Below are 13,207 nucleotides of genomic sequence, written 5' to 3' on the forward strand. Positions count from 1 at the left end.
CATTTCTCCTGTGGATTATGAGTGGAGTTCCCGGAAGGGAATCCCTTTTACCAGGCGGGCAGCGTTAGAGCCAATGCTGCGCCGGGCATGGTTATCTTGTTGATACATCAGCGTAAACAGTGGCGCTGATGCCGGTAAGTTTTTGTAATGCACAATTAGTTTTTCCTGATCGCAGGCAATGCCAACCAACAGGGGAGATTGACGAGCAGCCAGCCAGGCGCTATCGATAACTTCACCTGACGGAATGTGTTGAATGCGAAAGGGAATACCTTCCTCTTCAATGCCAAGAAGCACCTCATCCCATATAGTGATGCAGTTACCGATCTCCATGACGACGATGGCTGGTGCACGCTCTTTACTTTCCATGAATCGACTCCTTGTGCCAGGCGATGAGTAGCCCAGTAGCTACCGCGCTGCGCGGACCTTCGCTACCACGGATATTCCCCCGTCCGGCGACCAATCGATAATGCGCCAATGCATCGGTGACTAACTGCGGTACTTCGAAATCCAGCGAAGAACCGCCCACCAGAACGACGAACGGAATATCGCGAATATTTCCGGCAGGGCTTACCTGACGTAGCGCGCGCAGGGCATTGGTTACGAAGACACGCTCTTTCGCACTGCGGCGAACAGCGCGTACTTTTTCCAGCGTCAAATTACCGGGAATAGGCACCAGTTCGTCGGGTTTCACTACACAGACGCGGGCAAATACATGGGGGGATAGGGGAGTAGGGAAGAACTGAACGCTGCCGTCTTCATGGCGTAAGTGGAACAGGCTTTCTACTTTTGCCAACGGGTACTTTTTGATTTCTTCTGCCAGATAACGATCATTTAAGCCCAGCTCACGAGCGATAATCATCGTTACCATGTCGCCCGCTCCCGCAAGGTGAGTGGCAACGATTTCCCCTTTCTGATTGATGATGGAGGCATCGGTAGAGCCTGCACCTAAGTCCAGAATTGCCAGTGGACGTGTGGTTCCAGGGGTAGTCAAGGCCCCCTGAATGGCGGCTTCTGCTTCTGCGCCTCCGACCTGAACATCAACATGCAGTTTTTGCTTAATTTCACTGGCGATCATTGCCATTTGCAGACGGTCGGATTTCACCATAGAGGCAATACCCACAGCCTGTTCCAGTGAAAATTCACCTGCCAGACCGCCGGTTACGCTGACGGGGACAGAGGTATCTATCGCCAGCAAATCCTGAATAAAAATTTCGTTGCTGGGTTTGTTGGTCAGTTCCGCCATGGTCTGGCGAACATGTTCCAGCATTCCGCCGATGTTGGTGCCTGGTTCTCCCGTCACGTTTTCCAGTTTTGGGCACTCACCGACCGCTTTCATAATGGCATCGGCACCAGCAGCTACATCAACGCGCGTTGTGCGCCCGGCAGAAAGCAGTTCGATATTTCCGGCGGGTATCGAACGGGCTTTAACGTCGCCAGAAGGCGTTTTCACTACCACTGCTGAACGGTTGCCGATTAGCGCTTGCGCGACAGGAACAATATTTTTAGTCTCTTCAGCATTGAGGGCGAAAACGGTGGCAATCCCATACGGGTTAGACAGGGTTTCGATAACTTTCCCGGGAACGGCAACTTCAATTGCAGCCAGCATGCCGAGCGGAATACGATCGATGTAGAGGACTTCATCCACAATAGGTAAAGGAATTTCCAGGCGGTTATTGACCAGTACGCCATCGTCGCGTTGCAGAATAACGCCAGTCAGCTGATATCCGGCGCGTACGGAGGCGTTTATCATCGTCGCGATATCGGCAAAATCAAATGCCGATGACACCACCAGGATGTAAGGTGTGTCCGCCGGACGTGTTAATAACTCTTGCGGAGTGATGGTGAGCCCTACGCCCAGCCCCACTCCGCCCGGAGTTTTCGGGTTGTGACCGATCATGGTTGATTCGGTGATGATAGTTTCAGTGATGGTTTCCATCGCCACATCACCAATAACCGGAGTTGCTTCGTTGATACGAATAAGCGAAATATCGCTAACATTGATGCCGACTTTTTTCGTTGCCTGTGCGAGCGCCTCCTGAATACCATGGACGTTACGCAACGTACCTTTAATTCCGGTGGTTTCCGCCAGGGCGCTACTCACGAACGACAACTCTCCAGTTGCACTGAGCGTTGCCAGCGCAACCTCTGTTGATGAGTTGCCGATATCAATGCCTGCTATATATCGCATAGTTCGTCCTTAATCGTCGCCTTTCAGTTTTTTGCGCTCGACATAAAGTTCCGCAGCTTCACGGACAAATGCAGCACAAATTTTGGCCTGATAACGCCGTTCAAGATCGTCAGCAATGGCAATAAGCTCTTGCTTAGTCGAACGATAAGGGCGTAACGCATTGTAGATTTCGAGGATGCGATCATCCGGTACTGAGGTAAGCTCAGCGGCGCGTTCAAAATTCATCGCCAGGCGATCGCGACCAGCATCTCTGGCAATCGCGGCCTGAATACGCAATGTTTCAGGGGTTATACGCATATCCTGGGCGGTGACGTTATCGCTGAGTACATTTTCCAGAGTGAAATCGTCGAGCGTTTTATTGGTCGCCGTTTTAACCCATTCCGGATGTTTATTTGCCAGCGGGTAATCCGTCACTTTGGCGCTCTGTATTGACGCGTTGGGGACCGCAGAAACAGGAGCTGCATCCTGTAAACTGTTCATGCGGTTCAACACGTCCCTGACCATCGACTCAATTGCATCGGTATTCATGAAGGTTTCCTTTGTTAAAACGTCACGCGCAGTTCTTGCGGTTTTTTGCCGGTGACCACGTACTTCGTCTCTTTAATATGCAAAATGGCAGATTTGGCCTGGTATTTCGGCCGCGCCATTTGATCGTTGAGGGTCGGCACTGGTTGTGGAGACTCACGCTTCGCATAACGCGCGGCGTTTTTGCCAATCTGACGATAAGTATCCAGCGTCAACAAAGGCGCTTGTGGGAAAAGTTCCAGGTTAGATAAGGGAGGAAGACCTTGCTGGTGGATAACCGTTGTACCTTTCGACTGAATACCGATAGCAATACCTGAACCACTAAGACGATCGCCTTCGACTGCTACGAATGCGACATCGGACGATTTAAAGCAGCGAATCACACGGGCTTTAATGCCTTCTTCTTCGATACCGGCAATCACTTCGCGCAAGATGTTTTTATGCGGAATACCAATGATATTGACGGTTTGCGCCAGGCCGAACGCCGGGCCTACAGCAATAATGACTTCATCTTGCTGAGTGCCTTGTTGGGCTTCGCCAATTTCGGCCAGAAAAGTTCCGGTATCTGGCGCGGAAGAGACAGTTGCACAGGCAGGTGCGCGAAATGAAACGGACTTGTCGCTGGTTTGCATTTCTGCCAGCACGTCTTCGATAATCTGACGCAGTAATTTTTCGTTAATTTCCATTTCTCACCCTTAGTCAATTTCGTTGGGATCAAGTGCACCGGGAATATTTTTGATCTCTTCCCAGCGTTCCCCTTGCAGGCGGTAACCTGTAGCCGGTCCGGCGTAATCATTGACGTCATTGACCGCAGAGAGCACTTGTCCGTCATCGACGATGATGGCTGAGGTATGGAGATAATCGCCGGTCAGTTTTGCTTTTTGCATGTTGAGCATGTCCTGGGCGACATCGGTAAAACCGCCTTGCGCCAGGGCTTTCACCACTTCCAGGCTGTTCCGGTTTTTATTGATAATCTCCTGGGCGAACTTGATGTCTTCCACAATATTGCGCTCAGGCATATCTTTTGAACCGTGGGCATAGGTTGCCGCTTCGACTTCTTCATCGGTAATAGGCGGTAGTCCCATACCGGCAAAGACAGCCTGTAAAGCGCGAGCGGCTTTATTGCGGATAGCGATAACATCTTCTTCGCGTACTGGTCGCAGGCCGCCATCAACCTTCAGGTCACGCTGAATGACGTTGTAATCATCGAAGTCTTCAGCATCTTCGTTTGAACCAGCAAACATGTTGTCGTAGTTCGGCACAGCGGAAAAACCGGAAGAGATAAAGTCGGTACCTGGCAGAAACTGCATCAGGAAACGTGCGGTACGGCGCATATCCGAGTGGGTAAAGGTCTGGTCATTACTGGAGGCGCATTCCAGATCCAGCGATGAGCAAATTAAGTTTTCCGCTAATACTGCGCGGATGCCTGATGGCACAGCTGATGGAACACCGATGCAGCTTACCGAACCATTCTGCAGGCCCTGAACGCCTGCGGCTTTGGTGATGTAAATGCAACGAGCCTCGAGATAAAGCATTGATTTGCCTTCCGCGTAACCCATCTGTACTTCAGAGCCGGAGCCGGAAGTAAAGCGCATTTTTAAGCCGCGAGACGCATAGGATGACGCGAGAAATCCTTTTGACCACGGGGTGTCATCGCCATCGGTGAAAACAGGTTCTGTACCATAGACAGAAATTGTTTCGGCGTAACAGGTGTGGCCTAACATACCGAGTTTCAGTTCGGTGGCTTCTTCCAGTGAACACTGGGTCAAGACGCCCGGACGTCCCACCTGTGAGCCGACCAGCAGGGCGATGGCGTTGAACGGGGCATAGCGAGCAACGGCAACGGTGGTTTCCTGTTCATCAAACCCGCGCCATGCGCCTTCAGCTGCGTCGGCGGCAATTTGTACCGGGTTATCTTTAACGTTGGTGACGTGAGCCTGTTGTGATGGTGTTCGACGGGCGCGCATTTTCTGCATCGCCATCATCATCTCTACCACGTTCATCTGCGAAACCACTTCGACGATTTTTGCAGGCGTCATTGCTGTGGTAAGGGGAACGATATCGCTACGTTTGACATTTGGATCGCACAACATATTGGCAAGTTTTACCGAATCCATCGCGATGACTTCTTCGGCGCGCGCGAGATTGATGCCGTAGCGGGCGATAAAGTGGTCGATCAGGTCAAACTGATTGGCGGGTTTTCCATCCAGTTCGGTAACGACGCCGTTAACAATTTTGATTGACGGTTTAGGATCGTTCGGGCTTTCCATCGCAATGAAGCCTTCTTCAATCCACTCTTTAACGAAACCGTCCTGGTTGACCGGGCGTTTTGCCAGTGCTTCAAATCTTTTCGATCTCATAAATCTGCCTCAGAGAATTCAGATGTAGGAAGGGCGATCGTTTTTCGGTGTATCGCCGAGAGTCGAAAGCACGGTTTTACCGATTTCGCGTGCGGAGATGACCGCCTGGCGGACTGCGCCGGAGTCACCCGAGATAATCAGAATGACTTCGTTGCTGTAGCTGGTGCCTTGAGCGGGGGAGCTGTATGCCACGACATCCACATTGGCGGACTTCAGCGCGGTGTCGGCCATCAGAACACCCACCGCAGCCGGAGCGCCGACAATAACGCCGCAAGCCCGTCCCAGTGGAGCGCCAAACGCTTTTTCCAGTGCATAGCTGGCGCGGGCGGTGTATTGCAGTTCAAGATGCCCGGCTTCGTTGGCATAGACATCACCAAAGGTCCGATCGAGTTCTTTCAGGGCAACTTCAATACCGCGTTTCACGTCGGAAACATCGTTGCCACCTAAGAGGATCAATGAGCCGTGTCCGGCACCGCCTTTAGTATCGCGAGGAAGTTCAATGCTAATAACTTCAGTGTTGGTGGCTTTTACCGCTTCATCAGCGGCCATAATGTGTGGCCCTGCGCCAATACGAGCCCCCAGAATGCCAATGGAACGATAGCGTTTTTCAAGTTTCATCGCGTCCAACAGGGCGCTATCAACGTTCGCAATGACCAGACCTACAGTGTCGCCAATAGCGGTGCCAACAAATTCTGTTAACGTGCAGCTTTTTTCTGCCATAGCCGTCTCTCGTATTTGATGAGTGGTTTTCGGGAGAACCTTATGCGCTGGCGTCGCTACGCGAGCGATGACCTGCGCCATGATCTGTTCGACCAGTTCATTGCTGCTCATGGGTTAATTCCCTTTGGTAAGATTTTTTCGACATCGGTATGTGGGCGGGGAATAACGTGTACGGCTTTTACTTCGCCGACGTTACGCGCAGCTGCGGCACCCGCGTCTGTTGCCGCTTTTACCGCCCCGACATCACCACGAACGATGACGGTAACCAGCCCGGAACCTATTTTTTCGTAGCCGACCAGCAAAACATTTGCCGACTTCACCATGGCGTCTGCGGCCTCTATGGCGGCAGTTAAGCCTTTGGTTTCTACCATTCCTAACGCTTCTTGTTGCATAAAGACCTCGCCTGGATTTTTTTGACGATATGACTATAAAAAAAAGCGAGGAAAAAGAATGGCTGACTTAATCGGCTAATCAGAAAAATTAATAGAGAACAAATATTATAAAATTGCTTTTATGAACTATATGTTGTTAATTTATTAGTTGTTTTGTGGATATTTCAATGTGAATTAATTGCGTTGGCTAGTGAGTTTAATCGCGAGTAATATTTTGTGGGGTTTTGTTCGAGGAAGGAACTGTGATATTTGTTTCAATTTTATTATGTCATGATGGCAATTTTTTATTATAAAAGTTTGGCGGTAATTATTACTTTCAACACTGATTAACGCTGTGTTGCATGCTTCGGCAATGACAATAATTTGTTATGTTAGCACGATTTTTACACGAGTCTGTCATGCATGTTAGCAATATTTTCTGCAGAGCAATTTTTTATAGTTGCGCTCGGTATACACAACAATCAGCGCATAGTTGGCTGATAAAGAAAAACTCCGTAAAGAAGGTGTCACTATGAATGATTCACTCAAGGCGCAATGCGTTGCCGAGTTTTTAGGCACCGGACTGTTCCTCTTTTTTGGCATTGGTTGTTTGTGCGCCCTGAAACTTGCCGGGGCAAGTCTGGGACTGTGGGAAATTTGTATCATTTGGGGGTTAGGGATTTCGCTTGCTGTTTACCTTACGGCAGGTATTTCCGGCGCTCATCTCAACCCGGCAGTTACCATTGCTCTGTGGCTGTTTGCCTCTTTCCCAGCCCGTAAAGTGCTGCCATTTTGTGTGGCGCAATTAGCGGGTGCCTTTGGTGGTGCGGTTCTGGCATATTCTCTCTACAGCAGTTTGTTTACCGATTTTGAATCTGCTCACAATATGGTGCGTGGTAGTGCAGAAAGTTTACAACTCGCCAGTATCTTCAGTACTTATCCGGCAGCGGCGATTAATGTATGGCAAGCTGCGTTGGTCGAAGTGGTCATAACGTCCATGTTAATGGGGTTGATTATGGCGTTGACCGATGACGGTAATGGCGTACCCAAAGGACCGCTTGCGCCTTTACTTATTGGTATTCTGGTTGCTGTTATTGGTGCTTCTACCGGACCATTAACCGGTTTTGCCATGAATCCAGCGCGTGATTTTGGACCTAAAGTTTTCACCTGGCTTGCGGGTTGGGGGGAAATTGCGATGACTGGTGGACGCAATTTTCCTTATTTCATTGTACCCATTATTGCACCGATCATTGGCGCATGTGTTGGTGCGGCGATTTATCGCTATCTCATTGCAAAGAATTTACCTGTCAATAGTGTAACGCCTAAAGAAATTAGCGAATAACGAAATAATCTGGCAGTTATAAACGTTTATTTTTTTACTGTTTGTGATCTGCTTTCCGAACTTATTAAAAAGTCTCCCGATTCACGGAGGCTTTTGTTATTGTCCTTTGTGCTTCTCGTAAGTAAATCATCAGGGATGATGTGAAGATTAAATGTAAAACAATTGTTTTGCTATAACAATAAATTAACTGGGAGGTTTTATCATGATTTCTGCGGCGACACTTAATTCAGAACTCATTAATAAAATCGCGCAGGATTTTGCGCAGGCGACCAGCCTTGCGGTTGTCGTGGTCAATATTCACGGCGATGAAATTTCCGAGCTGTTTAACTTCACTCCATTTTGTCAGATGATGCGGCAACACCCTCAGCTAAGCACTCGATGTCGCATGAGCGATCGTTGTGGGGGCCTGGAAGCCTCTAAATCCGATCAGCCTTGTATTTATCGCTGTCATGCCGGATTAACCGATTTCTCTATTCCACTGGTAATCGCCGGGCATTTAGTCGGTTTTGTATTGTGCGGGCAAGTTCGTCTGCGTAATGATGATGTCGATTTGGTCGATATTCTGAATGTCGATGATTGCTGGCAGGCAGATCCCGAATTACTTAATGAATTCCGCAAAGTTCCTGAGATGGATTACTCAAGAGTTATGGCCTCTGCTGATTTGTTGAAGTTGATTGTGGAAAATTGCCTCAAAAAACAACTCAATTTTGTGGTTATTAAAGAGAACAAATCTCAGTCAGATTCGGTGCGCCAGACTCGTGCGCCTAATCCCCACGACAATAAAATGAAAAAAGCTTTACGCTATATTGATGCGCATTTATCAGACGATTTGCGTCTGGAAGATGTCGCCTCGCACGTTTATCTAAGCCCTTATTATTTCAGCAAGTTATTTAAGAAATACCATGGAATCGGTTTTAATGCGTGGGTAAACCAACAACGGATGGCCAGCGCTCGTGAGTTACTGTGCCATAGTGACTGGAGCATCGCCAGCATTGCGCGTAATTTAGGTTTTTCGCAAACCAGTTATTTTTGCAAAGTTTTCCGTCAGACTTATCAGGTTACGCCGCAGGTGTATCGACAGCAAGTGAGTGATAATGCGGCGATGGAAACGGTATAGAGTAAATGCCCCAAAAAAAGAGGACGGTTTAAATAAACTCTGCAATGAATAATTAACGTTATTTACCTGTTATGGGAAAAGTGAAATCAGCTCATAACATACGCTGACAGGTGTGGCACATTTGTGCCTGGGAAGAGGGTGAAAATCCCTCGCAGCCCCCGCTGCTGTAATGCTGACAAACCCGAAAATGCCACTGATCGCGAGATTGGGAAGGTCGGGAGAGGATGACGCTAAGCCAGAAGACCAGCCAGTCAGTCAATACCAACAACTTCGGTGGGAAGTGGGTTGCCCGGAAGCGTCCGGTAGAGTACCGGCGCGTCTTTATACCCCTACCACCCTGAAAGGATCAGGGTATGGCGGCATCATTTAGTTCTTTCATCGCAGTGCCGACAGGCACCAGGGCTGCACTTAAGGTGTGGCAATCTTGTTTCATGGCTCATCAACCAGACCGCCATTACAGGAAACTAAGTGGAGGGCGAGAGGCATGAAAACGATAAAACCCGAATCGATAGCTCTTTTTTGCCTCTTATCTGGAGATGTGGATCTGGCGAAACATTTGGCTGAAATATTGCCAATAACTTGTTTTGTTGGTGAGGACTGGCAGCAAGATTTCCAGCCTCTTGACGGTGGGCCTGTGCAATCGTTATCAGATGCGTATAGCGATTATTCAGTGCTGCTATTGATAGCAGCTGAAAGCGAGATATCCGTACCAGAATGGCTCGCTCATTCTGAGGGAACGACGGTAATTTTGATTACAGAACACAATGCCCGTTTGCTGAATGGTCCGGCTGGTGGGGCTGTAGCATTAATCCATTATCTGAATGAAATCTGTCATGCCAGAGAAACCGCTGTCAATGACGCATTTTGTCGGACGTTAACACGAGGAAGTCTGGCTATTCCGCAATGCCATCTTCTTTCGTAATGGATTGAGAATGCTGGATTTTTAATTATATTACGCGCAGTATTAATCGCGTAAATGTTTTGCGGTCAGCAACGGTGGGGGATCCATTGTTCTGTTCAATGAATACCATCATACAATTGAATCAGGAGTCGGTATGATGATTTTGGTGACGGGGGGCGCACGGAGCGGGAAGAGTCGCCACGCAGAGGCGCTTATTGGGGACTCTTCACAGGTTCTGTATATCGCCACCTCGCAAATCCTTGATGATGAGATGGCTGCACGGATAGAACATCATCGGCAAGGCCGCCCGGCGCACTGGCGCACGGTGGAGCGCTGGCAACATCTTGATAAATTAATTCATGCAGACATTAACCCGCATGAAGCTGTGTTGCTGGAATGCGTTACCACAATGGTGACTAATCTGTTGTTTGATTATGGCGGCGATAAAGACCCTGATGAATGGGATTATCAGGCGATGGAACAGGCGATTAATGCTGAGATTCAGTCGTTGATTGCTGCCTGTCAACGTTGCCCCGCAAAGGTTGTATTAGTGACTAACGAAGTGGGAATGGGGATTGTGCCGGAGAGTCGTCTGGCACGACATTTTCGTGATATTGCCGGGCGGGTAAATCAGCAACTGGCCGCTGCGGCAAATGAAGTGTGGCTGGTGGTTTCGGGTATTGGAGTAAAAATCAAATGAGTAAATTATTTTGGGCGATGCTCTCATTTATTACGCGTCTGCCTGTACCGCGTCGCTGGTCTCAGGGATTGGATTTCGAGCATTATTCTCGCGGTATTATTACTTTTCCTTTAATTGGTTTATTGCTTGGCGCGATTAGCGGGCTGGTCTTCATGGCGTTGCAGGCATGGTTTGGCGTACCACTGGCGGCACTGTTTAGCGTGCTGGTGCTGGCGCTGATGACCGGGGGATTCCACCTGGACGGCCTCGCCGATACCTGTGATGGCGTATTTTCTGCACGTAGCCGCGATCGCATGTTGGAAATCATGCGTGATAGCCGTTTAGGCACCCACGGCGGTCTGGCATTGATTTTTGTTGTACTGGCAAAGATTTTGGTGTTAAGCGAGTTGGCTTTGCGTGGCGAACCGATCCTTGCATCGCTGGCGGCAGCATGCGCGGTCAGCCGCGGGACTGCCGCATTATTGATGTATCGTCATCGTTATGCCCGGGAAGAAGGGCTTGGCAATGTGTTCATTGGCAAAATTGATGGGCGACAAACCTGCGTCACACTCGGTTTAGCCGCTATTTTTGCTGCTGTATTATTGCCAGGTATGCATGGTGTGGCTGCTATGGTGGTGACGATGGTGGCGATTTTCATCCTCGGTCAGCTTCTCAAACGTACGCTGGGCGGGCAAACCGGCGATACGCTGGGAGCAGCCATAGAGCTTGGTGAACTGGTCTTCCTGCTGGCACTGCTATAAAGAGACGTGACATGCAAACACTTGCCGATTTACTGAATACGATCCCTGCCATCGATCCTGCCGCTATGTCGCGTGCACAACGGCATATCGACGGGTTACTCAAACCTGTTGGTAGCCTGGGAAGGCTGGAGGCGCTTGCCATACAACTGGCGGGAATGCCGGGGTTGAATGGCATACCGCATGTGGGCAAAAAAGCGGTACTGGTTATGTGTGCCGATCACGGCGTCTGGGAGGAAGGGGTCGCTATTTCCCCAAAAGAAGTGACAGCCATTCAGGCTGAAAATATGACCCGCGGAACAACCGGCGTGTGTGTGCTGGCAGCACAAGCGGGCGCTAACGTCCACGTAATTGATGTTGGTATTGATACTGCTGAGCCTATCCCCGGGCTTATCAACATGCGTGTCGCACGAGGTAGCGGCAATATTGCTTCAGCTCCGGCAATGAGTCGCCGTCAGGCTGAAAAGTTGCTTTTGGACGTCATATGTTATACGCGGGAGCTGGCAAAAAACGGTGTCACGCTGTTTGGTGTAGGTGAACTGGGGATGGCAAACACGACACCGGCAGCGGCAATAGTCAGCACAATCACTGGCCGGGATCCTGAAGAAGTGGTTGGGATTGGCGCAAACCTGCCGACAGATAAACTGGTTAATAAAATTGATGTTGTGCGACGGGCGATTATGTTGAATCAACCAAATCCGCAGGATGGCGTTGATGTCCTTGCAAAAGTGGGTGGATTTGATTTGGTCGGAATGGCTGGCGTGATGTTAGGCGCTGCGTCCTGCGGTTTACCGGTGTTGCTGGATGGATTTCTTTCTTATGCTGCTGCGCTCGCAGCCTGCCAGATGTCTCCTGCAATCAAACCGTATCTCATTCCTTCTCACCTGTCGGCAGAAAAAGGGGCGCGTATAGCGCTGTCGCATTTGGGGCTGGAGCCTTATCTCAATATGGAGATGCGTTTAGGTGAGGGGAGTGGCGCAGCTCTGGCGATGCCCATCATCGAAGCTGCTTGTGCGATATACAACAACATGGGCGAACTTGCTGCCAGTAATATTGTTCTACCGGGGAATACGACTTCTGATTTGAACAGTTAAAAACGAAAAGTCTGATAAAAGCTATACTTAACCGATAGCTTTCGCGACTTAGGAAAGGGACATGATGCGTCGTGTAAATATTTTTTGCTCATTTGCTCTACTTTTTGCCAGCCATACTAGCCTGGCGGTAACTTATCCATTACCTCCAGAGGGTAGCCGTTTAGTGGGGCAGTCGTTTACTGTAACTGTTCCTGATCACAATACCCAGCCGCTGGAGACTTTTGCCGCACAATACGGGCAAGGGTTAAGTAACATGCTTGAAGCGAACCCGGGCGCTGATGTTTTTTTGCCGAAGTCAGGTTCGCAACTCACCATTCCGCAGCAACTGATTTTGCCCGCCACTGTTCGTAAAGGGATTGTGGTTAACGTCGCTGAGATGCGTCTTTATTACTACCCACCAGACAGTAATACTGTGGAAGTCTTTCCTATTGGTATCGGCCAGGCTGGGCGAGAAACCCCGCGTAACTGGGTGACTACCGTTGAACGTAAACAAGAAGCACCAACCTGGACGCCAACGCCGAACACCCGGCGCGAATATGCGAAACGAGGGGAGAGTTTGCCTGCATTTGTTCCTGCGGGGCCCGATAATCCCATGGGGCTGTACGCGATTTATATTGGCAGGCTATATGCCATCCACGGTACCAATGCCAATTTTGGTATTGGGCTCCGGGTAAGTCAGGGCTGTATTCGTCTGCGCAATGACGATATCAAATATCTGTTTGATAATGTTCCTGTAGGTACTCGTGTACAAATTATTGATCAGCCAGTGAAATACACAACGGAACCGGATGGATCAAAGTGGCTGGAAGTTCATGAGCCGCTGTCGCGCAATCGTGCAGAATATGAGTCTGACCGAAAAGTGCCATTGCCGGTAACTCCATCTTTGCGGGCGTTTATCAACGGGCAAGAAGTTGATGTAAATCGCGCAAATGCTGCGTTGCAACGTCGATCGGGAATGCCTGTGCAAATTAGTTCTGGTTCAAGACAGATGTTTTAAGAGCGTTGGTAATTAGAAAGCAAAAAGCCTGCTAAAAAGCAGGCTTTTTTGAATTTGGCTCCTCTGACTGGACTCGAACCAGTGACATACGGATTAACAGTCCGCCGTTCTACCGACTGAACTACAGAGGAATCGTGTGAACGGGGCGCATATTA

Annotated in this window: 14 protein-coding genes, 1 tRNA gene and 1 riboswitch; of the genes, 7 read left to right on the top strand and 8 right to left on the bottom strand. The window is 49.5% G+C overall.

Annotated elements, in window-relative coordinates:
- Positions 1–15 precede the first annotated feature (15 nt).
- Genes ACJHYD_RS03420 through pduA form a run of 7 tightly spaced genes read right to left on the bottom strand, consistent with a single transcriptional unit; the run spans position 16 to position 6,185 of the window.
- On the bottom strand, positions 16–366 hold the full coding sequence (locus ACJHYD_RS03420; protein ID WP_024230226.1) for a glycerol dehydratase reactivase beta/small subunit family protein: 351 nt from the start codon (positions 364–366) through the stop codon (positions 16–18).
- Positions 356–2,188 (bottom strand): diol dehydratase reactivase subunit alpha, encoded by a 1,833-nt coding sequence (locus ACJHYD_RS03425; RefSeq protein WP_033547216.1) that lies wholly within the window; start codon positions 2,186–2,188, stop codon positions 356–358. The genes ACJHYD_RS03420 and ACJHYD_RS03425 overlap by 11 nt, the downstream gene beginning before the upstream one ends.
- Before the next feature lie 9 nt (positions 2,189–2,197).
- Positions 2,198–2,716 carry a propanediol dehydratase small subunit PduE gene (gene pduE / locus ACJHYD_RS03430; RefSeq protein ID WP_001090584.1) on the bottom strand — a complete coding sequence of 173 codons (519 nt, stop codon included), beginning with the start codon at positions 2,714–2,716 and terminating at the stop codon, positions 2,198–2,200.
- Positions 2,717–2,730: 14 nt separating this feature from the next.
- Complete coding sequence (locus tag ACJHYD_RS03435) at positions 2,731–3,399, bottom strand: propanediol/glycerol family dehydratase medium subunit (RefSeq protein ID WP_033547214.1); 669 nt, start codon at positions 3,397–3,399, stop codon at positions 2,731–2,733.
- Positions 3,400–3,408: 9 nt separating this feature from the next.
- Complete coding sequence (gene pduC, locus ACJHYD_RS03440) at positions 3,409–5,073, bottom strand: propanediol dehydratase large subunit PduC (protein WP_001256906.1); 1,665 nt, start codon at positions 5,071–5,073, stop codon at positions 3,409–3,411.
- An 18-nt stretch (positions 5,074–5,091) separates the two neighbouring features.
- Positions 5,092–5,904, bottom strand: coding sequence for a propanediol utilization microcompartment protein PduB (gene pduB, locus ACJHYD_RS03445; protein ID WP_000097475.1), 813 nt, complete (start codon positions 5,902–5,904; stop codon positions 5,092–5,094).
- On the bottom strand, positions 5,901–6,185 hold the full coding sequence (gene pduA, locus ACJHYD_RS03450) for a propanediol utilization microcompartment protein PduA (RefSeq protein ID WP_001183614.1): 285 nt from the start codon (positions 6,183–6,185) through the stop codon (positions 5,901–5,903). The genes pduB and pduA overlap by 4 nt, the downstream gene beginning before the upstream one ends.
- Before the next feature lie 511 nt (positions 6,186–6,696).
- On the opposite strand from pduA, the gene pduF reads away from it, so the two are divergent.
- The 7 genes from pduF to ldtA all read left to right on the top strand — a co-directional run bounded on the left by pduF (position 6,697) and on the right by ldtA (position 13,052).
- Entirely contained in the window at positions 6,697–7,506 is an 810-nt protein-coding gene (pduF, locus tag ACJHYD_RS03455; protein WP_410228809.1) for a propanediol diffusion facilitator PduF, read from the top strand.
- A gap of 202 nt (positions 7,507–7,708) precedes the next feature.
- On the top strand, positions 7,709–8,623 hold the full coding sequence (gene pocR / locus ACJHYD_RS03460) for a transcriptional regulator PocR (protein ID WP_032352495.1): 915 nt from the start codon (positions 7,709–7,711) through the stop codon (positions 8,621–8,623).
- Positions 8,624–8,714: 91 nt separating this feature from the next.
- A riboswitch (cobalamin riboswitch) is annotated at positions 8,715–8,890 on the top strand.
- 217 nt (positions 8,891–9,107) lie between these two features.
- A complete protein-coding gene (locus tag ACJHYD_RS03465) occupies positions 9,108–9,545 on the top strand; it encodes a hypothetical protein (protein WP_024230230.1) in 438 nt (145 codons plus the stop codon).
- Positions 9,546–9,678: 133 nt separating this feature from the next.
- The gene (cobU, locus tag ACJHYD_RS03470; protein WP_024230231.1) at positions 9,679–10,224 is read left to right on the top strand and encodes a bifunctional adenosylcobinamide kinase/adenosylcobinamide-phosphate guanylyltransferase; all 546 of its coding nucleotides are present in this window, start codon (positions 9,679–9,681) and stop codon (positions 10,222–10,224) included.
- Positions 10,221–10,964 (top strand): adenosylcobinamide-GDP ribazoletransferase, encoded by a 744-nt coding sequence (gene cobS / locus ACJHYD_RS03475; protein WP_001308745.1) that lies wholly within the window; start codon positions 10,221–10,223, stop codon positions 10,962–10,964. Before cobU ends, cobS begins: the two co-directional genes overlap by 4 nt.
- An 11-nt stretch (positions 10,965–10,975) precedes the next feature.
- The gene (gene cobT, locus ACJHYD_RS03480) at positions 10,976–12,055 is read left to right on the top strand and encodes a nicotinate-nucleotide--dimethylbenzimidazole phosphoribosyltransferase (RefSeq protein ID WP_001193776.1); all 1,080 of its coding nucleotides are present in this window, start codon (positions 10,976–10,978) and stop codon (positions 12,053–12,055) included.
- Between the two features lie 61 nt (positions 12,056–12,116).
- Positions 12,117–13,052 (top strand): L,D-transpeptidase, encoded by a 936-nt coding sequence (gene ldtA / locus ACJHYD_RS03485; RefSeq protein WP_072264946.1) that lies wholly within the window; start codon positions 12,117–12,119, stop codon positions 13,050–13,052.
- Positions 13,053–13,107: 55 nt separating this feature from the next.
- Here the strand turns inward: ldtA and ACJHYD_RS03490 are convergent.
- Positions 13,108–13,183, bottom strand: a tRNA-Asn gene (locus tag ACJHYD_RS03490).
- Positions 13,184–13,207 lie beyond the last annotated feature (24 nt).

It is taken from the genome of Escherichia sp. WS1368 (genome assembly GCF_046487485.1).
In the GTDB taxonomy this organism is placed as follows: Bacteria; Pseudomonadota; Gammaproteobacteria; order Enterobacterales; family Enterobacteriaceae; genus Escherichia; species Escherichia coli.

Bases quoted from the DNA above. Each gene is read 5' to 3' on its own strand.
- pduA (WP_001183614.1), bottom strand. From the start codon at position 6,185: ATGCAACAAGAAGCGTTAGGAATGGTAGAAACCAAAGGCTTAACTGCC.
- cobU (WP_024230231.1), top strand. From the start codon at position 9,679: ATGATGATTTTGGTGACGGGGGGCGCACGGAGCGGGAAGAGTCGCCAC.
- ACJHYD_RS03425 (WP_033547216.1), bottom strand. From the start codon at position 2,188: ATGCGATATATAGCAGGCATTGATATCGGCAACTCATCAACAGAGGTT.
- pocR (WP_032352495.1), top strand. From the start codon at position 7,709: ATGATTTCTGCGGCGACACTTAATTCAGAACTCATTAATAAAATCGCG.
- pduB (WP_000097475.1), bottom strand. From the start codon at position 5,904: ATGAGCAGCAATGAACTGGTCGAACAGATCATGGCGCAGGTCATCGCT.
- pduC (WP_001256906.1), bottom strand. From the start codon at position 5,073: ATGAGATCGAAAAGATTTGAAGCACTGGCAAAACGCCCGGTCAACCAG.
- cobT (WP_001193776.1), top strand. From the start codon at position 10,976: ATGCAAACACTTGCCGATTTACTGAATACGATCCCTGCCATCGATCCT.
- ldtA (WP_072264946.1), top strand. From the start codon at position 12,117: ATGATGCGTCGTGTAAATATTTTTTGCTCATTTGCTCTACTTTTTGCC.
- pduF (WP_410228809.1), top strand. From the start codon at position 6,697: ATGAATGATTCACTCAAGGCGCAATGCGTTGCCGAGTTTTTAGGCACC.
- cobS (WP_001308745.1), top strand. From the start codon at position 10,221: ATGAGTAAATTATTTTGGGCGATGCTCTCATTTATTACGCGTCTGCCT.
- ACJHYD_RS03420 (WP_024230226.1), bottom strand. From the start codon at position 366: ATGGAAAGTAAAGAGCGTGCACCAGCCATCGTCGTCATGGAGATCGGT.
- pduE (WP_001090584.1), bottom strand. From the start codon at position 2,716: ATGAATACCGATGCAATTGAGTCGATGGTCAGGGACGTGTTGAACCGC.
- ACJHYD_RS03435 (WP_033547214.1), bottom strand. From the start codon at position 3,399: ATGGAAATTAACGAAAAATTACTGCGTCAGATTATCGAAGACGTGCTG.
- ACJHYD_RS03465 (WP_024230230.1), top strand. From the start codon at position 9,108: ATGAAAACGATAAAACCCGAATCGATAGCTCTTTTTTGCCTCTTATCT.